Consider the following 25,219-nt stretch of genomic DNA (forward strand, 5'->3'; position numbering starts at 1 on the left):
ACGGGCCTACGGTTATGTAGGCCGGGTAAGCGCAGCGCCACCCGGCAACAGCAACCTCAAAGCAAACACAACACGCACTCCCGGAATGATGAAAAAACTATTAGCGCTAGCACTTGTTGCGCCGTTGCTTGTGTCTTGTTCTTCCAAAAAGGGCGATAGCTATAACGAAGCCTGGGTTAAGGACACCAACGGTTTTGACATTTTGATGGGGCAGTTTGCCCATAACATCGAGAACATATGGGGATTTAACGAAGTTCTTATTGCCGGACCGAAGGACTACGTTAAGTATACCGACGCCTATCAGACCCGTAGCCACATCAACTTTGATGACGGTACGATTACGGTTGAAACCATCGCGGGGACTGAACCTGCGGCGCATTTACGTCAGGCCATCATCAAAACCCTGCTGATGGGCGACGATCCGGGATCTATCGATCTCTACTCTGATGCCGATGATATTACTATCTCCAAAGAGCCATTCCTGTATGGGCAGGTCGTTGACCAGACCGGTCAGCCGATTCGCTGGGAAGGGCGCGCGACGAACTTCGCAGACTATTTGCTGCAAACGCGCCTGAAAAGCCGCACCAATGGCCTGAAGGTGATCTATAGCGTTACGATCAACCTGGTGCCGAACCACCTCGACAAGCGTGCGCATAAGTATCTGGGCATGGTGCGTCAGGCGTCGCGTAAGTATGGCGTGGATGAGTCGCTGATCCTGGCGATTATGCAGACCGAATCCTCGTTCAACCCGTATGCGGTGAGCCGTTCCGACGCGCTGGGGCTGATGCAGGTTGTGCAGCACAGCGCCGGTAAAGACGTGTTCCGCGCGCAGGGGAAATCCGGTACGCCGAGCCGCAGCTACCTGTTTGACCCGCAAAGCAACATTGATACCGGTACCGCATATCTGGCGATGCTGAACAATGTTTATCTCGGCGGGATTGATAACCCGACTTCACGTCGCTATGCGGTGATCACCGCCTACAACGGCGGCGCGGGCAGCGTCCTGCGCGTCTTCTCGAACGATAAAGTTCAGGCCGCGAACATCATCAACAGCATGGCGCCGGGGGATGTCTACTCAACCCTCACCACTCGCCACCCGTCTGCGGAATCCCGCCGCTATCTGTATAAGGTGAATACGGCGCAGAAGAACTATCGTCGTCGCTAGAAACCACCCCCCCCCTCACCCTGCCCTCTCCCCAAAGGGGAGAGGGTGTTCAAGTTCCCTCTCCCCTTTGGGGAGAGGGTTAGGGTGAGGGGGCATCAGACCGCACCCATCTCATCCCACCCATACAAAAATGCTATTTGCATCACAATCCAAACTGCAAATTAATGTGGATTGCATTTTTTTGCGGGAGGTAACAAAACATATCGTTGCCAACTGATAGAATTGCATCAAATAACAACCCTGAATGTTCCTATAACAACATATCTCCCGCTCACTTGTGAGGAAAGTAACATGAACCTTAAGCTGCAGCTTAAAATCTTGTCGTTTCTGCAGTTCTGCCTGTGGGGTAGCTGGCTGACTACACTCGGCTCCTATATGTTTGTGACGCTCAAGTTCGATGGTGCGTCAATCGGTGCCGTCTACAGCTCGCTGGGTATTGCGGCTGTTTTCATGCCAACGCTGCTCGGTATCGTGGCGGATAAATGGTTAAGTGCGAAATGGCTGTATATGCTTTGCCATCTGGTGGGTGCGGGGACGCTGTTTATGGCGGCCGAAGTGACCACGCCGGGGGCGATGTTTATGGTGATCCTGCTTAACTCGCTGGCGTATATGCCAACGCTTGGCCTGATCAACACCATCTCCTACTACCGCCTGAAATCTGCCGGTCTGGATATCGTCACCGACTTCCCGCCAATCCGTATCTGGGGCACCATCGGCTTTATCATGGCAATGTGGGGCGTGAGCTTCGCGGGCTTCGAGCTGAGCCACATGCAGCTGTATATTGGTGCCGCGCTCTCCGTGCTGCTGGCGCTGTTCACCCTGACGCTGCCCACCATTCCGGTTTCTAACCAGCAGAAAAACCAGAGCTGGAGCACCATGCTTGGCCTGGACGCCTTCGCCCTGTTCAAAAACAAGCGCATGGCGATCTTCTTTATTTTCTCCATGCTGCTGGGCGCGGAACTGCAAATCACCAACATGTTCGGTAATACCTTCCTGCACAGCTTCGATAACGATCCGCTGTTTGCCGGGAGCTTTATCGTTGAACACGCGTCGGTGATGATGTCCATCTCGCAGATCTCTGAGACGCTGTTCATCCTGACCATCCCGTTCTTCCTGAGCCGCTACGGCATCAAGAACGTCATGCTGATCAGTATCGCTGCCTGGATGTTGCGCTTCGGTCTGTTCGCCTACGGCGACCCAAGCGCGTTCGGCACCGTGCTGCTGGTTCTGTCGATGATTGTTTACGGCTGCGCCTTCGACTTCTTCAACATCTCCGGCTCGGTGTTTGTAGAAAAAGAGGTGAAACCTGAAATTCGCGCCAGCGCGCAGGGCATGTTCCTGATGATGACCAACGGCTTCGGCTGTATTCTGGGCGGCGTGGTGAGCGGTAAAGTGGTTGAGATGTATACCACCAACGGCATCACCAACTGGCAGCCGGTGTGGCTGATCTTCGCCGGGTACTCACTGGTGCTGTTCTTCGCGTTCATCGTGCTGTTCAAGTACAAGCACGTACGCGAACCACACGGTGCGCAGCCGATCGCGCATTGATTGTTGTGCCCGGTGGCGGCTTCGCCTTACCGGGCCTACAAACCGCAAACCGTAGGCCGGGTAAGCGTTAGCGCCACCCGGCTATTTTATTCCAGACAGCACCCACCCCACCGACAGCAAATCCGCGCTGCCGCCCGGACTCAGGTTTCGTTCAATCAACGCGTTATCCATCCTAAGTAACGCATCCTGATCCCAGCCGTTCGCCAGCAGCTCCTGCGCATAACCCTGGACGTAGCGCAGCCCTTCAGTGCCGCCGCGCGAAACGAGATTACTGTCCTGGTTGATGGCCATCAGGCGCAATAACAGGTCATGAAGGGTGTTTCCCTTCCACTGCGCCAGCGCCTTACGCACCGTGCTGAATCCGCTTTCTGCCTCACCGCGCGCGCCGGTTAAACCGTACTGTTGAAACTGTCGCTCTCCCGCCGTTGCCTGCCCGCAGCGCCCGCCCAGTTCCCGCGCCACGAGCCCACGACAGATGTTACTTACCTCACAACAGAGGCTATCCGCAGAGATATTTTTCACACGTCCGGCGGCGAAGCAGAGCAAACCAAGGGCAAAAATCCCGCCCTTGTGCGTGTTCACCCCGCCCGTGGCGGCGTACATCGCCTGCTCACAGGCCATTCCCATCGGGCGGATAATCCGCAACTGCTGATCGGCAGGTTTGGCCGCATGTGCTTCACCCAGTTCAGCAAAACGGGCAAACCACGGCGTAATCGCCGCAATGCTGCGGAGGAATAAGGTATGGTCCATATCGCGATGGGAGCCGTTATTGAGCCTGTCCACCAGCCCCGGTTTGGGCGTCAGCTCCAGCTCCTGCCACAGCGCCTCTGCGGCAAGCGCAGGAACATCAACCGGGCGCGGTTTAGTCGCGAGCAAACCAGTCATCTATCATTTTCTCCACGCGGGAAACCACCTGCTCAACGGGATGGTGCCGAGAACGGGAACAAGCGTGGGCAGGCTCGTCGCAAATCAGACAGCGCCTGAGGTGTGAACCCAACGACTGACGGCCAACGTGGCCGTTTTCAGGGCAGATCACATCCAGATCCCACAGTCTGCCGAGCGGGTGCGTCTGCTCCAGTTCAGCACAGTGCGCTTTAATTTCCGCCGCCGGATGCGCGACGCACCACAGCGCTTCAGGTCCGGTGGGTAGCCAGAGCACCTGGCGATCCAGCACCTGCCAGCGGTTTTCCCACAGCAGCTGGTCGCACATCTGTAACGCCACGCCCATGGTGTTGCGATAGCGCAGGCTGTCTTTGATTTGCCCGGGCGTGACCAGCGTTAGGGAGATCACCGGTTGTTGATGGTGCGTAAGCCAGTCAGCCTGACGGGCTGCGCGGCGCTCTTTCGCCGCCAGCAGCGCGTCAAGGCTGACACCCGTCCGCACGGGTGTCGCAATTGTCATATTCACTCCTTTACCTGTCGAACGGTGTCGATCACGCTGCCGTCGCGGTAGCGGATCACCCCGACAATTTTGTCGGTGAACTCAATCGGTTTCGGTACGCCGGTCAGGGAAATCGCCCGCTCATAGAGCGCGTTGATATCTACAACCTTCAGGCCTGCTTCCATGAGTCGTTCGCGGATCTCCGGGCGCGCCGGGTTGACCGCAATACCGTGGTCGGTGACCAGCACGTCAATGCTCTCCCCCGGCGTGAGGCGCGTGGTAACGCGCTTCACAACGGTCGGGATGCGGCTTCGCAGCAGCGGCGCGACCACAATGGTCAGGTTGGCTGCCGACGCCACGTCGCAGTGCCCGCCGGATGCGCCGCGCATCACGCCGTCGGATCCGGTGATGACGTTGACGTTAAAATCGACGTCGATTTCCAGCGCGCTGAGGATCACCACGTCGAGCTGGTCGCAGCTTGCCGCCTTGCTGCCGGGGTTGGCGTAGACGTTGGTGGAGATCTCCACGTGGTTCGGGTTGCGCGCCAGCGAGGCCGCTGCCTGGCCGTCAAAGCACTGGGTGTCGAGCAGCTTTTCGATGAGCCCCTTCTCGTGCAAATCCACCAGGCTGCCGGTGATACCGCCAAGGGCGAAGCGCGCCTTCACGCCGCTGCGCTCCATCTTCTCTTCCATAAAGCGGGTGCAGGCGGTCGCCGCCGCGCCGGAGCCGGTCTGCATCGAGAAACCTGGTTTGAAATAGCCTGAGTGCTCAATCACGTCCGCCGCATAGCGGGCAATCATCAGCTCGCGCGGGTTGCTGGTGACGCGCGCCGCACCGACGCTGATTTTCGCCGGGTCGCCCACGCTCTCCACCTGCACGATGTAGTCCACCTGATCCTGCACCAGGCTGGCGGGCATATTCGGGAACGGCACCAGTTCTTCGGTCAGCAGCACCACCTTACGGGCAAAGTGTGCGTCCACCATGGCGTAGCCCAGCGAACCGCAACACGATTTGCCCTGCGTGCCGTTGGCGTTGCCAAACTCATCGCTGCACGGCACGCCGAGAAATGCCACGTCGATATTCAGCTCGCCATCCTGGAGCAGCTTCACGCGCCCCCCGTGGGAGTGAATTTGTACCGGCTCGTCCATCAGCCCGTGGGAGATGGCCTCCGCCAGCCTGCCGCGCATACCGGAGGTGTAAATTCGGGCGATCACGCCGCTTTGAATATGCTCGATCAGCGCGTCGTTGCAGGTCATCAGCGAGCTGGAGGCCAGGGTCAAATTTTTAAAACCCATCCGCGCCAGCAGCGCCACAACGGTGTTGATCACCCGGTCGCCTTCGCGAAAGGCATGGTGGAAAGAGATGGTCATCCCGTCCTGCAAGCCGCTGCGCATGACGGCTTCTTCGAGGGAGGCGCAAAGCTTACGGTTGTGTTTCGCCTCGCTGTCCGCCAGCCACGGCGTCGCGCTGTGGGCGGTATCAAAGGGCTTCAGATCCCGCAGATGGGGGAAATTCACATGGAGAAGTTCTGTCTGATTCATTATGTCATCCTTACCGACGCACGCCGGAGGCCGCCGCGCGCTCCAGCACCACCTGCGCGTGGTTAATAATCGGTGCATCCACCATTTTGCCGTTGAGCGAGACCACGCCCAGGCCGTTACGCTCGCCCTCTTCTGCCGCTTCAATCACCCGTTTGGCGTGCTCCACCTCTTCCCGTGTCGGGGCGTAGGCGTTGTGCAGCAGGTCAATCTGGCGCGGGTTAATCAGCGATTTGCCGTTAAAGCCCATCTTGCGGATCAGATCGACCTCGCGCAGGAACCCGGCTTCGTCATTAACGTCTGACCACACCACGTCGAAGGCGTCGATGCCTGCCGCGCGGGCGGCGTGCAGCACGGCGCAGCGGGCGTAGAACAGCTCGGTGCCGTCGCCGCGCTCGGTCTGCATGTCCATTACGTAGTCAAAGGCGGCCAGCGCGATGCCGATCAGGCGCGGGGAGCTGCGGGCAATCGCCACGGCGTTGATGACGCCAATGGCCGATTCAATCGCCGCCATCACGCGGGTGGAACCCACTTCGCGCCCGCACTCCTGCTCAATGCGCTCCAGGTGGCCTTCCAGCTCGTAGATATCGTCCGGGGTGTCGGTTTTCGGCAGGCGAATCACGTCTACGCCCGCGCGCACGGCGGCCTCCAGATCCAGCAGGCCAAACGGCGTGCTCAGCGGGTTAATACGCACCACGGTTTCGATATCCTGATACATCGGGTGCTGCAACGCGTGGAACACCAGCATGCGTGCGGTGTCTTTCTCGCGCAGGGCCACGGCGTCCTCAAGGTCAAACATGATGGAGTCGGGGCGGTAGATAAAGGCGGTGGAGAGCATGGCGGCATTGGCGCCCGGCAGGAACAGCATACTGCGGCGGAGTTTGCTCATTTCAGCGCCCCCCAGTTGATGGCCTGTTCATCGGCGGCACGCAGAAGCGCGCTTTGCAGGCGGGCGCGGATCACACAGTCCAGCGCCCCTTTGTCTTCAATAATGATTAATCCCTGGTGCACGTTCATGGCGCGCAATGTGTCGTTGACCACCTGGCGTATTTGCTCGCCAAACTGCTTAATCACTTCACTGTGGATGACAATCTCCAGCTCACCGTGAGCGGGGGCGATTTTCACCATCAGGTCGCTGGACTCCTGCGTTCCGGCCAGCGCCTCCCTTACAATATTCATGATAAATTCCTGATAGTTATGCGACTTCCGCACTCGCACGATAATGTGCTTCGAGGTGCGCGAAGGTGGAGTCCGGGACAATCTCCCGGATCCGGGAAAACTGCTGTGTCTTGAGTAAACGGCGTACTTCCGAGGCCGAAATGGCGTTGCCGTTGGCTTTGATGCGCGGCATTTCCACCACGTCGATGTGCGAGGCCAGCAGGTCGTGCAGCGTCTGGTTGTACTGGCGGGTGATATCGCAGAACGGTTCCGAACCAATAAAACGGTGCGTGATGCCCAGCGCCGGGGCGATAAAGTCCCGGAAGATCAGCACGTCGATCTCGCTCCACGCCTGCTGCACTTTGCCGGTCTCCTTCAGGAAGTAGGCCGGAAACGTGGCGCGGGAGATGATGTACTGCGAGCCTTCATGCACCACCACGTTCGGCAGATGCGCCACGCCCGCACGCACCATCTCAAGGCGCGCGCTGAACGGGAAGAACGAGGCGTCTTCACGCACCACGAACAGATGTAGGGCATCGCACTGCGCCGCCGCCTGCTCCACCAGATGACGGTGACCGAGGGTGAACGGGTTGGCGTTCATCACGATGGCACCAATCTTCTCCCCACACTTGCGGCTAGCGCGCAGAGATCGGCAGTAGCGCACGATCCCTTGCGGAGTGTTTTCCATTAGCACCGCGTTGTTCCCGCTCTGGGCAACCGGCCAGAAACCGCTGCGGCCAAAGCGCTCCTTATTACACGGACGGGTGCAGAGGAAGAGGTGAAAATGGCCGCGCTCCAGCGCCGCATTTTCCACCTCTGCCAGCAGACGCGCGCTGAGGTTTTCCCCACGAAGCTGCTCGTTGACCGCGACGCACTTGATGACGTTGGCAGCAAGCCCGGCGCAACCCACCAGCTGCGCGCCGGACCAGGCTTCAACAAACAGCGTGATGTCGTTGTCCAGGCCAAGGCCGCTGTCTGCCAGCAGGTAGCGGATCTGGCTTAAGCGTTCCGGGTGTTTCGCCACAACGGTGTGGCGAAAATCAATGGGTTGCGATTGCATGCTGCCGCCTTACTCAGTGCGCTGCCGCGAGCCCGACGGCTGGCGCTTCCACGATCACGTTGCTCAGATGACCGATATGTTCGATCTCCACCTCAATGCGATCCCCCTCCTTCATAAACAGTGGCGGGTTGCGCTTTTTACCCACCCCGCCAGGCGAGCCGGTGATGATCACGTCGCCCGGGCTGAGACGGGTGAAGGTGCTGATGTACTCGATCAGCTCCGCCACCTTGTGGATCATGCTGCTGGTGTTGTCCTCCTGCACCATGCGGCCGTTCAGCCAGGTGCGGATCGCCAGGCTGTGCGGGTCCGGGATCTCATCCGCCGTCGCCATCCACGGGCCGAACGCCCCTGTCTGCCGCCAGTTTTTCCCGGCGGTGAACCAGGTGTGCTGCCAGTCGCGGGCGGAGCCGTCCATGTAGCAGCTGTAGCCCGCCACGTGGCGCAGGGCGTCGTCGCGGCTGATGTTCTCCCCGCCTTTGCCGATGATCACCGCCAGCTCGCCTTCGTAGTCGAACTCGCTGGAGTGGCGCGGCTTCAGCACCGGCTCGTTTTGGCCGGTCTGTGAATCCGGGAAGCGGACAAACAGGGTCGGGGCCGGGTTATGCTGATCAAACTCCTTGCGCTTGTCGGCATAGTTCATGCCCACGCAGAGAATTTTTTCCGGCTGGACAATCACCGGTAAGAAGGTGATGGCGTTCAGCGGTACATCCACCGCGTCGTTCAGAAAACGGGTGGCCTGCGCCAGCCCGTTCCCCTGCAACAGCGCTTTAAGGTCGCCATAGCGGTCGCCCAGGCGGCGGCCTAAATCAATCACGCCCCCGGCCTGAACGATGCCGTAGCTGCGTTTACCCTGGTATAAAAAGCTTGCGAGTTTCATTGTTCTTTCCTGAAAACTTAAACGAGGAAGTTGCCCAGAATCAGCAGTGAGACAGAGACGTTAATCGCCCCGCCGATACGGGTAGCAATCTGGGCGAATGGCATCAGGCTCATGCGGTTGCCTGCGGTCAGGATCGCCACGTCACCAGTACCGCCCTGCCCGCTCTGACAGCAGGAGACGATGGCGACATCAATCGGGTGCATACCAATCTTTTTGCCAACGAAGAATCCGGTTGCCACCAGCGCGGAAACGGTGCTGATAATCACCAGCAGGTTGCTGACGGTGAACGCCGCCACCAGTTCATGCCATGGGGTAATCGCCACGCCAACGGCGAAGAGAATCGGGTAGGTCACGGAGGTCTGGAAGAATTTGTACACCACCTGAGAACCTTCCAGCAGACGCGGAGAGGCGCCATTGCAGAGCTTCACCAGCACCGCCATAAACAGCATACCGACCGGCGCTGGCAGACCAATCAGCTTGTGACCGAGCATGCCCAGCATGTACAGCAGCACCGCCAGCAGCGCGCCGGAGGCGATGGTGGTCACATCCGCTTTGCCGGAGAACGCGGGTTGAGAGACGGTGGCATCGGCGTTGGCGCGGTTAGGCATCAGCTGGCCTTCACCGGTCAGGTGCGGATAGCGTTTACCGAGCTGGTTGAGGCAACCGGAGATGATGATCGCCGTCAGGCCGCCGAGCATTACCATCGGCAGCACGCGGCCGAGCGCCACGCCCTGATCCATGTGCAGCAGGGTGGCATAGCCGATAGAGAGCGGGATCGCCCCTTCCCCGACGCCGCCCGCCATGATCGGCAGAATGATAAAGAAGAAGATCTGGAACGGCTCGAGGCCCAGCGCCAGCCCAACGCCCATGCCGACAATCATGCCGACGATTTCACCGCACAGCATCGGGAAGAAGATGCGCAGGAAGCCCTGGATCAGCACGGTGCGGTTCATGCTCATGATGCTGCCGACAATAATGCAGCAGATATAGAGGTAGAGAATATTGGTGGATTTATAGAATTTGGTCGTGGACTCGACCACCACGTCCGGCAGCAGGCCGTAATAGACCAACGCGGAAGGGATAAAGGTGGCGCAAATTGCCGCCGCGCCGAGCTTGCCGACAATCGGCAGGCGTTTGCCGAACTCGCCGCAGGCAAAGCCGAAGAAGGCCAGCGTGGCCACCATGACTACGATGTCGCTCGGCAGTTTTCCGCCCAGGCAATCTATCGCAATCAGCGCGCCCGCCAGAACGAACAGTGGCAGAGGAATAATGCCGATTTTCCAGGTATCCATAATATGCCACCAGCGCTCTTTGAGCGATGGCCGCTGAATATCAATCGGGTCGTGGGTAACAGAGAATGAATCGTCAGTTGTGCTCATAATAAGCCCCTTAGTTATTTTGTGCGTTCAGCTTAGAGTCACAAAGGCTTACTTTATGTGAGGAATGGCATATTAAAAGCGAAGTTTTAATGGCCGCTATGGTTTTAATGGTTTCTTTTATTTAATGTGATTTATGCCTTATTTATTACCGTGGTTTTTATGGTTTCTTTTCTTAACTGAACAAAGAAATAACATTTATTCATTTAGGCTTAAGAGGATGAGACTTTCGGAAAAATCTTTTACAGGCTGCGCTGTGCAAGGGATCACAAGTTTTCGGCAAAGCGGGCATCCTGGCCTTAAAAGATGATATATTCAGCCGACCTGTTGATATCTCGCGTGATAGTTATGAAAGTATCGTTTCAGATCAAGCTGTTTATTTCGCTGGTCGCCTTTTTCTCAGTGCTGTTCGCATTACTGGGCGGATATTATTATGTCGATGTCGGCAGGCAGCTTTATCAAGAAATGAGCGCGCGCGCAAAAATACAGGCCGAAGAAATTGCGCTTATTCCTTCTTTGCGAAAAGAAGTCGAACAAAAGGATATCCAGGGCATCCATGACTTTATGCAGAAAATAGCCGCCCGCAGCGACGCCAGTTTTATTGTGATTGGTGACAATAAAGGGCTGCATCTTTTCCATTCCGTGTTTGCCGACCGGGTAGGCAAAACGCTGGTTGGCGGAGACAACGACGAGGTATTACACGGCAAAAGCACCATCACCATCCGCAAGGGCGGGTTAGGCATTTCGCTGCGCAGCAAAGCGCCCATTTTTAATGATGCCGGGCAGGTGGTAGGGATTGTTTCGGTAGGCTATCTCACAAGCTATCTGGACACCATCACCGTCAGCAAGGTGGTTAATATCCTGATTGCCGCCGTGCTGCTGCTTATCGCCCTGTTTATTTTCTCCTGGTTCTTCACCCGCAGCATCAAGAAGCAGATATTCTCTCTGGAGCCGCGCGAAATCGGCCTGCTGGTGCGTCAGCAAAAGGCGATGATGGAATCCATTTATGAAGGGGTGATTGCCATCGACGACGATCTCCGCATTGAGGTGATTAACCAGGCGGCGCGTAAATTATTAGGCTTACGCCAGCCCGCCCGCGAACTGCGGGGTCAACTCATCAGCCAGGTGATCGCGCCCGTCCCGTTCTTTAACGCGCAAACCATGCTTGCGAAAGACACCCACGATGAGATCTGTCGCTTTAACGATCTCACGGTCATTGCCAGCCGGGTGCGGATCATGCTGGAAGATGCGTTGCAGGGCTGGGTGATCACCTTTCGCGATCGCAACGAGATCGACTCGCTCAGCGCCCAGCTCAGCCAGGTGAAGCGCTATGTTGATAACCTGCGCATTATGCGCCATGAACAGCTGAACCGCATGACCACGCTGTCCGGCCTGCTGCATATGGGCCGTTATGACGAGGCGATCCGCTACATACAGGCGCAGTCGGAACACGCTCAGGAGCTGCTGGACTTTATCTCGTCCCGCTTTAGCTCCCCGACGCTGTGCGGTTTGCTGCTTGGAAAGGCCGCCCGCGCGCGTGAAAAAGGCGTTGAGCTGAGCTTCGATCCAGCCTGCCGGGTGGACAAACCCTTCCTGCCGCTGCTCGAATCGGAACTAGTCTCGATCATCGGGAACTTGCTGGATAACGCCATCGAAGCGACCCAGCGCGCCCCGCTCCCGCATGCCCCGGTAGACGTGCTAATAAAGTTGAACGAGCAGGAACTGATTATTGAAGTCGCCGACCAGGGCGTCGGCATCACACCGGAGATCCGCGACCGGATCTTTGAGCGCGGCATCACTACCAAAACGCGCGGCGATCACGGTATTGGCCTGTATCTGATTGAAAGCTACGTCACGCAGGCTGGCGGTGCAATTGAAGTTGCCGATAACACCCCACGCGGTGCCATTTTCTCACTGTTTATTCCCGCCACGGGAACGGTCCGGCACCCCGTACAGGAACTGGAAGATACCGACTATGCAACATGAACTTATCGACGTACTGATTGTTGAAGACGAGAACGAACTGGCGCAACTGCACGCGGAGCTTATCGGTAAACATCCGCGCCTGAGGCTGGTGGGGATTGCCGCGTCACTGGCCGACGCGCAGGTACAACTGGAGAGCAAACAGCCGAAGCTGATGCTGCTGGATAACTATCTGCCGGACGGCAAAGGCATCACCCTTATCAGCAACCCGATGCTCACCCGCGCCAACTGCTCAGTGATTTTCATCACCGCCGCCAGCGATATGGACACCTGTAGCCAGGCCATTCGTAACGGCGCGTTCGACTACATCCTCAAGCCGGTTTCCTGGAAACGCCTGAGCCAGTCGCTGGAACGTTTTGTGCAGTTTGCCGAACAGCAGCGCGTCTGGAAGATTGTCGACCAGCAGAACGTGGATTCACTCTATCAGCTACAGGCGAAAAATTATCGACTGGACAACGGCAGCAAAGGGATAGAGGAGAACACGCTGGCGCGGGTGCAAACGCTGTTTAACAACAAGGCGGCGCACTGCTTTACGGTGGATGAGGTGGTGAGCGAGACGGGCCTGAGTAAAACCACCACCCGGCGCTATCTGGAACACTGCGTGGAGGTGGGTTTTCTGACGGTGGAGATGCTGTACGGGAAGATTGGGCATCCGAGAAGGATGTACCGGCGTAGTGCGACTTAACTCCCCTCACCCCGGCCCTCTCCCCAAAGGGGCGAGGGTGAAAAGACGGCTCCGTGCAATCCCCTCTCCCCTTTGGGGAGAGGGTTAGGGTGAGGGGCCCTACTTTAACACGTACCCATACAGTCGCTTGATCCCGTCGGCATCCTTCTCGCTGTAAACGCCCTGCAACTCTGGCGAGAAACCCGGCAGCATATTAATGCCCTCTTCCAGCGCCAGGAAGTAGCGCTGTACTGCTCCACCCCAGACTTCCCCCGGTACCACGCACAGCACGCCCGGCGGGTATGGCAGCGCACCTTCGGCGGCAATGCGTCCTTCGGCGTCACGAATACGCACCAGTTCGACATTCCCGCGAATGTACTCCTGGTTGGCATCCTGCGGGTTCATCTCCACGGCAGGCAGGCTCTCCTGGCGGAACATCGCCTTCTGTAAATCCTTCACGTTAAAGCTGACGTAGAGATCGTGCATCTCCTGGCACAGCTGACGGATCGTATAGTCGCGGTAACGCACCGGGTATTTCTGATAGATGGTCGGCAGCACATCCACGAGCGGCGTATCGTCTTCAATATGCTGTTCAAACTGCCCCAGCATCGCCACCAGCTGCATTAGCTTCTCCGCGCTCTCGGCTGGCGTCAGCAGGAACAGGATGGAGTTGAGATCGCACTTCTCCGGCACAATGCCGTTTTCGCGGAGGTAGTGGGCGAGAATGGTCGCCGGAATGCCGAAATCGGTATAGTGCCCTGTTTCCGCATCAATGCCCGGCGTGGTCAGCAGCAGCTTGCACGGATCGACGAAATACTGTTCACGGGCATAGCCTTCAAAACCGTGCCATTTTGCACCCGGTTCAAAACTAAAGAAGCGACGCTCGCTGGCGATGGCATGCGTGGGGTGATCCTGCCATGGCCGCCCCGCCACCACCGGTGGGATAAAGGGTTTGATCATATGGCAGTTGGCGATGATGGCCTTGCGCGCTTCAATGCCCAGCTCGACGCATTCAGCCCACAACCTGCGTCCGCTCTCACCCTCGTGGATCTTGGCGTTCACGTCCAGCGCCGCAAACAGCGGGTAAAACGGGCTGGTGGAGGCATGCAGCATGAACGCATTGTTCAGCCGCTTGTGCGGGCAGAAGCGCGACTGACCGCGAATATGGTTATCCTTTTTATGGATCTGTGAGGTTTGCGAGAACCCGGCCTGCTGTTTGTGGACCGACTGGGTCACGAAAATTCCCGGATCGTTCTCGTTCAGTTCCAGCAGAAGCGGAGACGTTTCCGCCATCATCGGGATAAATTGCTCGTAGCCGACCCAGGCGGAGTCAAAGAGGATGTAGTCGCAAAGGTGACCGATCTTGTCGATCACCTGACGGGCGTTGTAGATCGTGCCGTCGTAGGTGCCGAGCTGAATGATCGCCAGACGGAACGGGCGCGCCTCGGCGGCTTTCTGCGGCGCGACGTCACGGATCAGTTCCCGCAGCCAGGCCTCATCAAAGCAGTGTTCATCGATCCCGCCGATAAAACCAAACGGATTACGGGCTGCCTCAAGATAGACAGGCGTTGCCCCGGCCTGGATCAGCGCCCCATGATGGTTGGACTTATGGTTGTTACGATCGAACAGCACCAGATCGCCACGGGTCAGCAGCGCATTGGTCACCACTTTATTGGCCGCCGACGTGCCGTTCAGCACGAAGTAGGTTTTATCCGCGTTGAACACTTTCGCCGCGAACTTTTGCGCGTGCTTGGCAGAACCTTCGTGGATCAGCAAATCACCGAGCTTCACGTCGGCATTGCACATATCGGCACGAAACACGTTTTCACCGAAGAAGTCGTAAAACTGCCGCCCGGCGGGATGTTTTTTGAAAAAGGCGCCGTGCTGGTGACCCGGACAGGCAAAGGTGCTGTTTCCCATCGCCACATACTGGCTCAGGGTGTCAAAAAAGGGTGGCAGCAGGTTCTCTTCATACCGGCAGGCGGCAGATTCCAGTTCCAGCAATTCCTGTGCTTTACCCGAGATGATCGCCGTGACACCCTCTGGCACCTCTCCTGGCTCTGTTGAGAACATAAATACCGGTAGCTGAAAGCCCGTACGCTTCAGCAACGCAAGAATGCCGCTGTAGCTTTCAACAACCGTAATGACGACTGCCGCCACATCGGTGAAATCGGTGTTATCCAGCATAACCTTTTCGCGATGCGTAGAAACTTTGGATACCAGCTCACGGCTGACGGCAATTTTCATGGTTTTCATAAGCGCAAATACCCTCACCGAACGGTGAGACAGGAAGGAGAAAATTCGCGCAATCATGTCACCTTTTATTTTCAGGTGCAAGAAGGAATCAGTATGCGTTACGCCTCCCAAAGCTAAGCATAATCAGGGACGGACGTGCCATAATCATGCAATGCCAGTGCTTAAATAACAGGAGTTAGACGTGGTGATTGGACCCTTTATCAATGCGGGAGCCGTATTGCTGGGCGGTGTACTTGGGGCAGTATTAAGTCAGCGGTTGCCGGAGCGTATTCGCGTCTCCATGCCCTCCATTTTTGGCCTGGCGTCGTTAGGGATTGGTATCCTTTTAGTGGTGAAATGCGCCAACCTGCCGGTGATGGTACTGGCGACACTGCTCGGCGCGCTGATCGGCGAGTTTTGCTATCTGGAAAAAGGCATTAATCACGCGGTAGGCAAAGCCAAAAATCTGATTGCCCGACAGGGCAAGGCAAAGCACGGCACGCACGAGTCGTTTATTCAGAACTACGTTGCGATCATTATTCTGTTCTGCGCCAGCGGCACGGGGATATTCGGTTCGATGCAGGAAGGGATGACCGGCGATCCCAGCATATTGATTGCGAAAGCGTTTCTGGATTTCTTTACTGCCACCATCTTTGCCACCACCCTCGGCATCGCCGTGGCGGCGATTTGTGTACCGATGCTGCTTATTCAGCTGGCGCTGGCCACCTGCGCCACGCTGATCCTGCCGCTGACGACGCCTGCGATGATGGCGGACTTTACCGCCGTCGGCGGCCTGCTGCTGCTGGCGACAGGGCTGCGCATCTGTGGCATCAAGATGTTTGCAGTGGTGAACATGCTCCCTGCCCTGCTGCTCGCGATGCCGCTTTCCGCGCTCTGGACGCACTTTTTCGCTTAAGTTTGCGACGAAATGGTGAGAGAGTGTGCAGTCTGCACCGAAAACAACAAATTTCGTTGACGTCGGAGGGCGGATCGGGTTTAATGCGCCCCGTTGCCCGGATAGCTCAGTCGGTAGAGCAGGGGATTGAAAATCCCCGTGTCCTTGGTTCGATTCCGAGTCCGGGCACCACTTATTTATAACCCTCGCTTCGGCGGGGGTTTTTGCTTTCTGAGTCAGCAACTCGTTGTTTGAACAGTAGTTACCGCCCTTATCTCTCCTCCGGCCCCGCTTCCCGGTGGTACAACTGGCGTTGTTTACCGCCTTTACCGCCACACAGAAGCAGAAAAACCTGACCTTCACCGATCTATTTGAGCATTACAAATGCACATATCAATTGGACAGAGCCCGACAGAGCGGCATCACGTATCCGTGATTACCCCCCATCGGCTAACTGTTTTATTAGATTCATCGGTGGTAAATCCATCCGGGACATCCTGAAAAGTGACCTTTCGGCGTTCCGTACACTGCTGGAACAGGCCCTGGCTAACCGCAGTAAAGTAGGCCGAGGAACGAAGCTGTAAAAAGCGACTTCTACTTCAGACACCGTAACCACATTGCTACTATATTGTGTGTGCGTTGGCACGCATGGCTGTCATGGGGGCATTTATCAGTCTAAGCAGAGGCCGGTAAAGCAATTGAGAGGAACTACAATGGATGCAGCATTACTTAACATGATGCGCTCAGATGGAAGAAATAAAGCCTGGGCGGAAACTATGGTGAATATGGAAGCCAGGAAACTGGTAAATACAGCCAACACTCTGTCGGCTTTTCATCTCAGCGATAGTTTGACTCGAATGAAGTTTGTTCAGGAAATTCGGGACCTCATAGAACATCAGTTTACGTAAGCTCGTCGGGCTAAATCAGATGAAGAATGCATGGAATGCGTTAAAATTCTCAGAGAAGAAAACAGTAACCTGCTGGAACAAGCGCGTTTATTAAGAACGAAGGCAGCGAAGCTTTACGCTATAGTCGAGTTTATCCGAGAGAATAACAAAATTGTTGGGTATGTGATCTCGGCTGTTAGTGTTGTCCTGGCCGGTGCTGAAATAGCCGCAGGATTTACCCTCATAGGCACTATGACCCCTCTCGAGGTTCTTGCTGGTGCGATTCTGGTTACTGACGGGACAAACAGCATCAGTAAAGAAGTGGCTCGCTACGCAACTAACAACACTACCAGTGAAGGGCTGGTCGCGAATGCCGCGATGTCTACAGCTGAGTTTATGGGCTTTAGTCGTGAGAATGGGTTAGGTGTCTACAAATCAATTTCACTGGCCGCTAATGCGTACACCATTTTTGGCTTGTTACGGCGACCTGGTACCTGGCGACTGTTTCGTTATCTCCCTGCTGACTATTACCGAAAGGTGAGCACACTGAGCCGCCCGCAGCTTACAATGAAAATAGCGGGTTATGGCGTGAAAGCTAAGATTATTTTTGATCTGTTGTCCGTCAGCGACCCGTCCCAGAATTAGTCAGCATTTTACGATAACGCCAGGATTTGTAGCCAAGTTTTGCTGGCGTTATATACCAGATGAAAGGTAGTACAATCAATAATGTGAGCGCAAGTGTCAGGCTTGTATCCTTGGATGCAAGTAAAAGAGTTAAAGCCAGTATGATGAAGGCAATAATAGTTATCCACTTCATAGCCTTAAAACGATTGGCCAGATCATGAGTTACGCTATCAAACGAACCACCGTAATTTTCAATATTGTTTTTTAACTTTTGAAGATCTCGTTTGCTAAAACCTGATTTTAAAAGTGCCTCTTCGCTGGTCATTCTGTTATCCGTCCCATAACTCACTGAAACCTGTGACGAAGTTTAACTTAATTTGGCGGATAAATCGCTACCTGACGATATTCGTCAAATTTATATATATCAACGAGTTGAAGATATCTTAGAGTATACGCTCGAAAACTGACATTATTGCCCACTGCGGAACTTCGCTGGTAGCAACTCTCATGACTCCTTCGGGGCCGTTTCCAACATCTCCCGCCCTGCCCGGTAGAAGCAACATGCAGATCACCACAGGAGGCTGAATCATGCACGATGAAATCATTAATCAGGCCCGCGAAATCCTCCCTCAGCGGCTCAACCATACCGACACATTGGCATCACAGCAGGACACCGCGTACTATCTGGCCCTACAGTGAAGCGCAATGCTGCTATTATCTATTCCCCTATCCACGACACCCTGACCACTGCGTCAGCAGCGCATGCAGTTTAGCCGGCTCCAGAGGCTTGCGAAGCACCAGGTACCCTTCCTGCTCCGCCTCCAGCAGAACCGGTGAATTAAATTCGCCGCTGACTATGGCGCCGCTCATATCCGGCAGACGGTCAAAAAGCGCTTTCAGGATATCGAAGCCGCTTTCGCCGGATCGCAGACGCTGGTCGCACAGCACGGCGAACGGCGTAAAGCCGTCGTCGATGATGGCAAACGCTTCTTCAGCGGAGGCCGCACAGCGTACATCGATTCCCCAGACGCTCATCAGGCTCTCCCAGGCAGACGTCACCAGCGGGTCGTCATCGACGACCAGGCAGGAACCGTGCAGCGGGGCATAGCGTACCGGCGTGGCGGTGTTGTCAGCGGCGGGCGGGATATCCAGGGCGCTATCTTCGCCAGCATATTGGGTGAAGCGCATCCAGAAGCGTGAGCCTTTACCTTCAATGGATTGCATCCCGTATTTCACCTTCATCAGCTTGGCACAGCGGGCGACTACGGCCAGTCCCAGCCCGTGTCCGGCGCTGTCGATCTTCCATGCCAGCTCGGGGCGGTAGTAAGGTGAGAAGATTTTGCCCTTCTCTTCATCGGCGATACCGACTCCCGTGTCCCACACCTCCACCATACACTCGTCACCGCGCGGTCGGATGGCAACCAGCACCCCGCCCTGGAGCGTGTAACGAAGGGCGTTTTGAATCAGGTTAATCAGGGACTGTCGCACCAGCAGCGAATCGCCCATCACGTAGATACGGCGTTTAGGCCGCCGGATGCACAGCCTAAGCGCGCGGCTGTTGGCCTCTTCGCGAAACAGCGTGATGACCGAGTCGAGCAGAGCACCGATATCCACTTTGGTCGGGACAGAGAGGACATTCCCGGATTCTATTTTGCTGAGATCGAGCAGAGAGTTGAGCATTAAATGTACCGAGCGAACGCTCTGCTGCAGGTCAAGAAGCTGTGGCGTCAGGCTGTCGTCCCGGTTTCGGTGGAGGATGGCTTCGATCAGAAAGCCCATAGCGTGTACGGGCTGGCGCAGATCGTGGCTGGCGGTTGTCAGAAACTGATTTTTATCCAGCAGTGCCTGCTCCGCGTCCTCTTTGGCCTGACGAAACTGTTCCGCCAGGCGTGAGCTTTTTTCCTCAAGCAGTGCCTGCTGAATAAAGAACGCATGGGAAGTTAACGCATGGCGGTAAATTGCGAAGCCGTAAAGCAGATTCAGCATGAGCACGATGAACATCAACTCATCCAGCCGCCAGATAATACCGAGGTTCAGCACCCCCCAGGAGGCGAAGAAAAAGCGCGTAAAGGTGCTGATGACCGGCGTCAGATGCGTCGCATTGGCGGCGACGATAGCGGCGATGCTGATATTAAGTAACAAGAAAAAGTCAAAATTCTGCGTCTGTGGAGTAATTAAATAGAGCGAAGAAATGCCCAGCCCGTGAATAAAGGCGATATTATTAATACGCGGAAGCCAGCGTCGCAGGACGTCCCTCTCACCGTTTTCTTTCGCTTCACGCTGATAGCGTCGGTGCAATAGTCGTATCGCCACGGCACATAGCAGATAAATAATTATCCAGATAATCGTTGGGCCGAGGTCGTCCCCAAGCATATAAATCCAGATGGCGAAAGGAATACCCACAAAGGGCACCGCACTAAAGCTAAATACCAGCCGCAGAAAGGTGTTGTTTAGCAAACGGATCTGCGCCGGAGCAGAGATACCTTCGTTTTGTAAGCTCTGGAAAAACCTCATTCTGACGGTTCCTGCTTGCCGTGCAGAAGCGTGATGGCTTCGACCCGGCTGTTAACACCTATCTTTTTCAATATATTGCTGATGTGTTCTTTGACCGTGGGCTCAGAAATTGAAAGCTGCGCGGCGATTCGTTTATTTGGCAGGCCGCGCATAATCATATTTAATACGTCAATTTGTCGCGGCGTTAAGTTAAATTTACTTAACTTCTCATTATTTGCCTTAACGGAAATTTCGTTTCCCTCAGGAAACCAGGTCTGATTATCAGTGAGTGCGAAAACGGCCCGCGAGAACATCTCAGGTGGCTCGCTTTTCAATACAAAACCGTGTCCCCCGGCGGCATTAACTTTGCGCCAGATGTCATTATTGTCATCTCCGCTGACCACCAGGAGTCGTACCTGTGGGTAAAGTTGTTTTACTTCTTTGAGTAATTTCAGGGCCGTTCCGGAAGAGAGCCAAAAATCGATAACCAGCAAACGTGGCGGGCCATGATCCCTAATTTGGCGGTAGCAATCATCCTCATTCGTCACCACACACGCCTGTTTAAACTGGCAATGTGTAATCAGAAAATTGGCGATGCCGCTTGCTACCAATGGATGGTCATCAACGACTAACGCATAATTCTGTCCCAAAGGAGCCTCCTTTTACCTTCGCATATCTTAGAGTACAGATGAATTATTATCTACCCACCCTACTTTAGGAGGGTTTTTTCGATTAGGAAAGAGAAATATATTATTCGCTGATTTGGGTAAAAGAAAACATAAATACAATCAGTGAAATTAACTGGTTGGATATCAAGGATAATTTATGAAAAAACCACTAATCGTTTTAACCGTTACGTTGATGCTAGCCGGTTGTTCCACGTTGAAAACCGATCAGGCTATTCCACTCCTGCAAGCGGAGACCGCTAAAATGCTGGGACTGGGCTCATCGGATGAAATAACCGTGACCAACGTTAATGGCGCCCAGCCGGACGCACTGGGAGGACAAAAACTGTCTTATCGCGCCACGACAGAAAAAGGGCGTATTTTCGATTGTTCATCAATGATGATGCCGGGGATTTTAGGATCCGCACCGACGCTAAGCGCGCCAACCTGTACACCTGTTGTCACACATAAATAATTAACGCCGCATCAAAAGGCGTACATAAATAACGCCTTTTACATTTTCTGACGTATCTGAGTTTTTATAAAAACGATTTTCCAGACATCACGCTAATGAGTACGGAGATAGCCCGTGAATAACTCTACATCGCATGCTTTAGCGGTTAAGACGCCGCTTTCCAGACTTTACCTCGCTCTATTTTCCGCGCCGCTGTTACTGTTTTTACCTGCCGATATCGCGCGTGCAGCCGATGCCTTTTTTGATGGCGACTCGCGTATTACCGAAACGCTGGGTTACACCGGAGATGTTTATGTTGGACGTAATCAACGCGGAAACCTGCTGATCGATAATGGCAAAATCACCGCCTATAACATCAATATCGGTCGGCTGTTCGACGGCAAAATTTATGAAAGCGTGGTCACGGTCCGTGGGCCAGACGCTGAGCTTAACGCGGTGAACGATCGGTACGTCCTGCGCGGCGACCTGAATCTTGGCCTCGGCACCCTGCGAGTCGAAGAGGGCGCGCTGGCGAGCGCAAAGGAGATCGTTGTCGGCACCACCCGGGGCTACGACAGCCACCTTATCGCCACGGGTGCCGGCTCTCGCGTGACCAGTAATTTTCTGAGCGTAGGCACCGATCTGGGCGCACGCTCCACGCTGGCAATTGAGGACGGCGCGGCGCTCAATACCGCCTACGATGCGCGCATCGGGAATGGTACCGGGCCGGGTGAAACCGACACGCTGAGCCCGAAAGCCACCGTCACGGGGAGTGGCTCACAGTGGAACGTTGGCCGTACGTTGACGCTTTATGGCGACCTGGACGTACTGAACGGCGGAGCGGTTAACGTTGGCGGCGTGCAGGTGGCGGGCGTCTCCGGCGCAGGGAAAACCGCCGAATTGGTTATTGCGGGCAAGGACTCGCGCTTTACCAGCGGCAGCAGCGTGAGCGTGGGCGATTACGGCAATGGCGTGCTGTCTGTGATTGACGGCGGTTCATTTTCCGCTGGCAGCAATGCGCTGATCGTGGGGACATCGGGTTCCGGCTCGAACCGGGGTGCGCTCATCATCGGCAGCCGCGGCAATATGGACACCGGCACGGGTTTAACTGAGCCAACGCTAGGCACGGCGGGCGGCGCAGGTACCCTCGATGCGAAGACGGCAATCAGCCTGCGTGGCGGACTGTTCGGCAGCTATGTCTACTTCAACCATACCGACGGAAATTACCTCTTCAGCAACACGATGAGCGGTGAAGGTGATGTGATCAATACCTCCGGGCAGACGACGCTGAACGGCGATCTTTCCGCACTCAAGGCGAACGTAACCGCGCGGGGCGGTAAAGTCATCATTGCCAGCAATATTAATACCCAGCCAGAAGACGATATCTTTGACGTCCAGACCCTTAGCGCCGAGAACGGCGGCACGCTGATCCTCAATGCGACGGCGGGTTCAGACGTCAGCAACGGGGTCGGTTACAGCAGCGCCGCGTCAATCAAGTCCGGCGGCACGCTGGGCGGCAACGGCACGCTGGGCCAGACCGAGATCCTGTCTGGCGGGCATATCTCGCCTGGCGACGGCAATATCGGTACGTTGACGCTGAAACGCTATCTGAACTTTATCGGCGAATCCTTCTATGACGTGGATATCGCGGGCGATGGCAGCAGCGACCAGCTACTGGTATCGGGTAAAACCACCATCAGCGATCGGGCTAAGGTACAGGTCACCGCGCTGGATCCGCAAACCAGCTATAAAACGGGCCAAAGCTACCGCATTTTGACCTCCGACGGGGGAATTGACGGTGAGTTCGCCGGAGCGATTTCCAAATCCGCCTTCCTGAACGTGGCGCTTGAGCAAAGCACCAACGCCGTCGATCTGACCATCGCGCAGAAAGAGACCGGAGGCGAAAATCCTGGGGGCGAGAACCCGGGCGGTGAAAATCCCGGAGGCGAGAACCCGGGCGGTGAAAATCCCGGAGGCGAGAACCCGGGCGGTGAAAACCCCGGAGGTGAAAACCCGGGCGGTGAGAATCCTGGCGGCGAAAACCCGGGCGGTGAGAATCCTGGCGGCGAAAACCCGGGCAGCGGCAAGCCGGGCATTTTCCAGACCGTGGCCCAAAGCAGCAACCAGTGGAATACCGCTGGCGCGCTCTCCACGCTGACGCAAAGCGGCCCGTCGCTGGCGCTGTATAACTCGCTGTTGCTGCTGAGCGCGCCGGAAGCGCGCGAGGCGTTCAACCAGCTGTCTGGCGAAGTTTATCCATCAATGCAGTCCAACCTGATCGCTGGCAGCACGCAGGTGTTTAACGTGTTAAACCAGCGTATGCAGCGCGCGTTTGATAACGACAGCCTGCCGATCCCACCGTTAGCCATGTCGCTGGTGCAGCAGCCGGAGCCGCAAAACAATGGCGTCTGGGGCCAGACCTTCAGCTCCTGGAGCCGAAACAGCGGCGACGGAAACGTGGGCAAGCTGGACGGCAACACCACCGGCTTCCTGCTGGGGGCAGATCGCAAGCTGGCGGACCATAACGTGCGTGTCGGCGGCTACTTCGGCTACAGCCGGGGTGATTACGACGTCGACAGCCGTCGCTCCTCAACGGATACCGACAACTATCACCTTGGCCTGTATGCGGCGGGTCAACAGGATGCGTTCTCCCTTCGCGGCGCGCTGGGTTACACCTGGCACAAGATCCAGGGCGAGCGCAATGTTGATTTCAGCGGCTTCTCGGATCGGCTGAAGTCAGATTACGACGCTAACTCGCTGCTGGCGTTTACCGAAGCGGGCTACCGTTTCGGCCAGCCAGACAGGAATATTGAGCCGTTCGTCAATTTATCGTACATCCGGCTGCATACCGACAGCTTCAGGGAAGACGGCGGTGCCGCTGCGCTGAGCGTCCGTAACGAAACGATGAACACCTTCTATTCCACACTCGGGGTGCGCGGTGTGACCGAGCTGCCGAAGAACGTTAACCTCTACGGTTCGCTGGGATGGCAGCACGCTTATGGCGATAAAAATACCTCTTCGCGCATGGCGTTTGCGGGCAGCGACGCGTTCATTACTCAGGGGCAAGCCGTGGATGAGGACGTAATGGTGGGTGATATCGGCGTGAGCGTACAGCTGTCGCGTGCTGCGACGCTGGATGTGGGTTATCAGGGACAATATGGTGCGGATACCCGCGTCAACTCTGTTAACGCCAATCTGCGCTGGTCGTTCTGAATTATTTCCATTAAAAGAACCCGCCCTCGTGGCGGGTTTGTGCTTTTGGCTTCTGACGAAGCTAGGGATCGTTCCCAGCCGCGTCCAGCAGTTTGTTTTTGAAGATAAACAAACACGCCTCGTTGAAGTTCCCTGCCCCTAACCGCTCCGATAGCGCCGTTCGCTTGCGATAGAGGCTTTTAACCGACATATTCAGCTTATCTGCAATCTCTTCCATTGACCTCCCTGCCTTCAGCAACCGGAGCATTATCGCTTCATGTCTACTCAGCCGTAAGTTAAGCAGCCATTTGGTTGTCAGACGCCAGCCTTTCATATCAAGCACCAGATTGAATAACGACGCCATATCCGGAGGCGTAAGCGACGTGTTCATAAACAGCTTCATACTGTGCAGATCCTCCTCTCGAGGGCGCATATCCAGCATAACGCAGCAGATCGTTTTTCTCGTTCTGGCCGGATGGCGTATCAGGTAATCATATAAACGGAGCGGCGTACGGCTATCAATCAGTACAGTATATTCATTTGCGTCGGTATCAAATATGTTTCTGTCTATCGAACAGAGGCAAATTATATCCGGGAAAAATAGCCGCATCCCCCTGACAAGGAAACAATCCTGAGTCACTAACACTATTGAAGTCGCCACTAATCATCCCTTTTAGATTAAAGCAAGCCCGCCTCTTAAGAAACAAAGACGCTTTCGTTTATAGCGCATTACATTAACGGCAAATGTTTTCTGGCTTTGATCACCCCTCAATATGACATTGGTGAGCTAGACTTTTTGTAGACTATCACTCAATGCCTGGTGTTAATTATAAATAAAAAAGAATTTCAGAAAAGTCACTTCTCTGAACATTAAGAATTTTTGTCATGAAACTTCCCAAACATGCACCGGAAAGTACTTTAATTAACTCAGCAGAACTTCATTTCAAATATAAAAAAACTGCAAACAGCAAAAGAAAAAACATTTAATATCAATCATTTGAAAAGAACAATCCTGCACTGAATT

The 25,219-nt window shown here is 55.5% G+C and carries 20 protein-coding genes, 1 tRNA gene and 1 pseudogene; 9 read left to right on the forward strand and 13 right to left on the reverse strand.

All coding sequences use genetic code 11. The annotated features are described in order from the left end of the window. The first annotated feature begins 88 nt into the window (after positions 1 to 88). Both mltC and INF86_RS09395 read left to right on the forward strand, forming a co-directional pair. On the forward strand, positions 89 to 1,165 hold the full coding sequence (mltC, locus tag INF86_RS09390; protein WP_063146828.1) for a membrane-bound lytic murein transglycosylase MltC: 1,077 nt from the start codon (positions 89 to 91) through the stop codon (positions 1,163 to 1,165). Between the two features lie 291 nt (positions 1,166 to 1,456). Then, complete coding sequence (locus INF86_RS09395; RefSeq protein WP_022649364.1) at positions 1,457 to 2,713, forward strand: nucleoside permease; 1,257 nt, start codon at positions 1,457 to 1,459, stop codon at positions 2,711 to 2,713. A gap of 81 nt (positions 2,714 to 2,794) precedes the next feature. Here INF86_RS09395 and citG read toward each other — a convergent pair whose 3' ends face one another. From citG to INF86_RS09435, 8 genes are read right to left on the reverse strand one after another with little or no spacing between them, the layout of a single operon-like run. After that, positions 2,795 to 3,598, reverse strand: a complete 804-nt coding sequence (gene citG / locus INF86_RS09400) for a triphosphoribosyl-dephospho-CoA synthase CitG (RefSeq protein WP_193543453.1) — start codon at positions 3,596 to 3,598, stop codon at positions 2,795 to 2,797. Beyond that, positions 3,576 to 4,115, reverse strand: a complete 540-nt coding sequence (citX, locus tag INF86_RS09405; RefSeq protein WP_022649366.1) for a citrate lyase holo-[acyl-carrier protein] synthase — start codon at positions 4,113 to 4,115, stop codon at positions 3,576 to 3,578. The genes citG and citX overlap by 23 nt, the downstream gene beginning before the upstream one ends. Before the next feature lie 2 nt (positions 4,116 to 4,117). After that, a complete protein-coding gene (gene citF, locus INF86_RS09410) occupies positions 4,118 to 5,635 on the reverse strand; it encodes a citrate lyase subunit alpha (RefSeq protein WP_045308348.1) in 1,518 nt (505 codons plus the stop codon). A gap of 10 nt (positions 5,636 to 5,645) precedes the next feature. After that, on the reverse strand, positions 5,646 to 6,521 hold the full coding sequence (gene citE, locus INF86_RS09415; protein ID WP_032626185.1) for a citrate (pro-3S)-lyase subunit beta: 876 nt from the start codon (positions 6,519 to 6,521) through the stop codon (positions 5,646 to 5,648). Next, positions 6,518 to 6,811, reverse strand: a complete 294-nt coding sequence (gene citD / locus INF86_RS09420; RefSeq protein ID WP_017382935.1) for a citrate lyase acyl carrier protein — start codon at positions 6,809 to 6,811, stop codon at positions 6,518 to 6,520. Before citD ends, citE begins: the two co-directional genes overlap by 4 nt. Before the next feature lie 16 nt (positions 6,812 to 6,827). Beyond that, positions 6,828 to 7,850 (reverse strand): [citrate (pro-3S)-lyase] ligase, encoded by a 1,023-nt coding sequence (gene citC / locus INF86_RS09425; protein WP_165715824.1) that lies wholly within the window; start codon positions 7,848 to 7,850, stop codon positions 6,828 to 6,830. 13 nt (positions 7,851 to 7,863) lie between these two features. After that, the gene (locus INF86_RS09430; protein ID WP_193543454.1) at positions 7,864 to 8,727 is read right to left on the reverse strand and encodes a fumarylacetoacetate hydrolase family protein; all 864 of its coding nucleotides are present in this window, start codon (positions 8,725 to 8,727) and stop codon (positions 7,864 to 7,866) included. Positions 8,728 to 8,744: 17 nt separating this feature from the next. Then, positions 8,745 to 10,106, reverse strand: coding sequence for a 2-hydroxycarboxylate transporter family protein (locus tag INF86_RS09435; protein WP_022649371.1), 1,362 nt, complete (start codon positions 10,104 to 10,106; stop codon positions 8,745 to 8,747). A gap of 345 nt (positions 10,107 to 10,451) precedes the next feature. Between INF86_RS09435 and INF86_RS09440 the strand changes: the two genes are divergently transcribed. Beyond that, positions 10,452 to 12,089: a sensor histidine kinase gene (locus INF86_RS09440; RefSeq protein ID WP_022649372.1), complete on the forward strand. Its 1,638-nt coding sequence runs from the start codon at positions 10,452 to 10,454 to the stop codon at positions 12,087 to 12,089. Then, positions 12,079 to 12,771, forward strand: a complete 693-nt coding sequence (locus tag INF86_RS09445; RefSeq protein ID WP_022649373.1) for a response regulator — start codon at positions 12,079 to 12,081, stop codon at positions 12,769 to 12,771. Before INF86_RS09440 ends, INF86_RS09445 begins: the two co-directional genes overlap by 11 nt. A gap of 99 nt (positions 12,772 to 12,870) precedes the next feature. Here INF86_RS09445 and INF86_RS09450 read toward each other — a convergent pair whose 3' ends face one another. Next, positions 12,871 to 15,006 (reverse strand): ornithine decarboxylase, encoded by a 2,136-nt coding sequence (locus INF86_RS09450; RefSeq protein ID WP_045308381.1) that lies wholly within the window; start codon positions 15,004 to 15,006, stop codon positions 12,871 to 12,873. Positions 15,007 to 15,187: 181 nt separating this feature from the next. Here INF86_RS09450 and INF86_RS09455 point away from each other — a divergent pair, with 181 nt between their 5' ends. The 3 genes and pseudogenes from INF86_RS09455 (at position 15,188) to INF86_RS09465 (ending at position 17,412) form a co-directional block, all read left to right on the forward strand. After that, positions 15,188 to 15,901, forward strand: coding sequence for a DUF554 domain-containing protein (locus INF86_RS09455; protein ID WP_063959394.1), 714 nt, complete (start codon positions 15,188 to 15,190; stop codon positions 15,899 to 15,901). A gap of 95 nt (positions 15,902 to 15,996) precedes the next feature. Beyond that, positions 15,997 to 16,072, forward strand: a tRNA-Phe gene (locus INF86_RS09460). 521 nt (positions 16,073 to 16,593) lie between these two features. Beyond that, positions 16,594 to 17,412 (forward strand): annotated as a pseudogene (locus tag INF86_RS09465) (DUF4225 domain-containing protein). Here INF86_RS09465 and INF86_RS09470 read toward each other — a convergent pair. The 3 genes from INF86_RS09470 to INF86_RS09480 form a co-directional block, all read right to left on the reverse strand. Beyond that, complete coding sequence (locus INF86_RS09470; protein ID WP_023298582.1) at positions 17,390 to 17,716, reverse strand: hypothetical protein; 327 nt, start codon at positions 17,714 to 17,716, stop codon at positions 17,390 to 17,392. The pseudogene INF86_RS09465 and the gene INF86_RS09470 overlap by 23 nt on opposite strands. 401 nt (positions 17,717 to 18,117) lie before the next feature. Then, positions 18,118 to 19,905, reverse strand: a complete 1,788-nt coding sequence (locus tag INF86_RS09475) for a hybrid sensor histidine kinase/response regulator (protein WP_193543455.1) — start codon at positions 19,903 to 19,905, stop codon at positions 18,118 to 18,120. Beyond that, the gene (locus INF86_RS09480) at positions 19,902 to 20,534 is read right to left on the reverse strand and encodes a response regulator transcription factor (protein ID WP_003862456.1); all 633 of its coding nucleotides are present in this window, start codon (positions 20,532 to 20,534) and stop codon (positions 19,902 to 19,904) included. The genes INF86_RS09475 and INF86_RS09480 overlap by 4 nt, the downstream gene beginning before the upstream one ends. A gap of 175 nt (positions 20,535 to 20,709) precedes the next feature. Here INF86_RS09480 and INF86_RS09485 point away from each other — a divergent pair, with 175 nt between their 5' ends. Both INF86_RS09485 and INF86_RS09490 read left to right on the forward strand, forming a co-directional pair. Then, positions 20,710 to 21,024: a lipoprotein gene (locus tag INF86_RS09485; RefSeq protein ID WP_003862457.1), complete on the forward strand. Its 315-nt coding sequence runs from the start codon at positions 20,710 to 20,712 to the stop codon at positions 21,022 to 21,024. Positions 21,025 to 21,138: 114 nt separating this feature from the next. Beyond that, on the forward strand, positions 21,139 to 24,216 hold the full coding sequence (locus INF86_RS09490; protein ID WP_193543456.1) for an autotransporter outer membrane beta-barrel domain-containing protein: 3,078 nt from the start codon (positions 21,139 to 21,141) through the stop codon (positions 24,214 to 24,216). Positions 24,217 to 24,277: 61 nt separating this feature from the next. Here INF86_RS09490 and INF86_RS09495 read toward each other — a convergent pair whose 3' ends face one another. Then, a complete protein-coding gene (locus tag INF86_RS09495; protein ID WP_045308383.1) occupies positions 24,278 to 24,805 on the reverse strand; it encodes a LuxR C-terminal-related transcriptional regulator in 528 nt (175 codons plus the stop codon). Positions 24,806 to 25,219: the final 414 nt, after the last annotated feature.

Source organism: Enterobacter cloacae complex sp. I1M, from assembly GCF_014982425.1.
GTDB lineage: Bacteria > Pseudomonadota > Gammaproteobacteria > Enterobacterales > Enterobacteriaceae > Enterobacter > Enterobacter intestinihominis.

Excerpts from the sequence above, each read along its gene's own strand:
- mltC (WP_063146828.1), top strand. The coding sequence starts at position 89 with ATGAAAAAACTATTAGCGCTAGCACTTGTTGCGCCGTTGCTTGTGTCT.
- INF86_RS09395 (WP_022649364.1), top strand. The coding sequence starts at position 1,457 with ATGAACCTTAAGCTGCAGCTTAAAATCTTGTCGTTTCTGCAGTTCTGC.
- citG (WP_193543453.1), bottom strand. The coding sequence starts at position 3,598 with ATGACTGGTTTGCTCGCGACTAAACCGCGCCCGGTTGATGTTCCTGCG.
- citX (WP_022649366.1), bottom strand. The coding sequence starts at position 4,115 with ATGACAATTGCGACACCCGTGCGGACGGGTGTCAGCCTTGACGCGCTG.
- citF (WP_045308348.1), bottom strand. The coding sequence starts at position 5,635 with ATGAATCAGACAGAACTTCTCCATGTGAATTTCCCCCATCTGCGGGAT.
- citE (WP_032626185.1), bottom strand. The coding sequence starts at position 6,521 with ATGAGCAAACTCCGCCGCAGTATGCTGTTCCTGCCGGGCGCCAATGCC.
- citD (WP_017382935.1), bottom strand. The coding sequence starts at position 6,811 with ATGAATATTGTAAGGGAGGCGCTGGCCGGAACGCAGGAGTCCAGCGAC.
- citC (WP_165715824.1), bottom strand. The coding sequence starts at position 7,850 with ATGCAATCGCAACCCATTGATTTTCGCCACACCGTTGTGGCGAAACAC.
- INF86_RS09430 (WP_193543454.1), bottom strand. The coding sequence starts at position 8,727 with ATGAAACTCGCAAGCTTTTTATACCAGGGTAAACGCAGCTACGGCATC.
- INF86_RS09435 (WP_022649371.1), bottom strand. The coding sequence starts at position 10,106 with ATGAGCACAACTGACGATTCATTCTCTGTTACCCACGACCCGATTGAT.
- INF86_RS09440 (WP_022649372.1), top strand. The coding sequence starts at position 10,452 with ATGAAAGTATCGTTTCAGATCAAGCTGTTTATTTCGCTGGTCGCCTTT.
- INF86_RS09445 (WP_022649373.1), top strand. The coding sequence starts at position 12,079 with ATGCAACATGAACTTATCGACGTACTGATTGTTGAAGACGAGAACGAA.
- INF86_RS09450 (WP_045308381.1), bottom strand. The coding sequence starts at position 15,006 with ATGAAAACCATGAAAATTGCCGTCAGCCGTGAGCTGGTATCCAAAGTT.
- INF86_RS09470 (WP_023298582.1), bottom strand. The coding sequence starts at position 17,716 with ATGACCAGCGAAGAGGCACTTTTAAAATCAGGTTTTAGCAAACGAGAT.
- INF86_RS09475 (WP_193543455.1), bottom strand. The coding sequence starts at position 19,905 with ATGAGGTTTTTCCAGAGCTTACAAAACGAAGGTATCTCTGCTCCGGCG.
- INF86_RS09485 (WP_003862457.1), top strand. The coding sequence starts at position 20,710 with ATGAAAAAACCACTAATCGTTTTAACCGTTACGTTGATGCTAGCCGGT.
- INF86_RS09495 (WP_045308383.1), bottom strand. The coding sequence starts at position 24,805 with ATGCGGCTATTTTTCCCGGATATAATTTGCCTCTGTTCGATAGACAGA.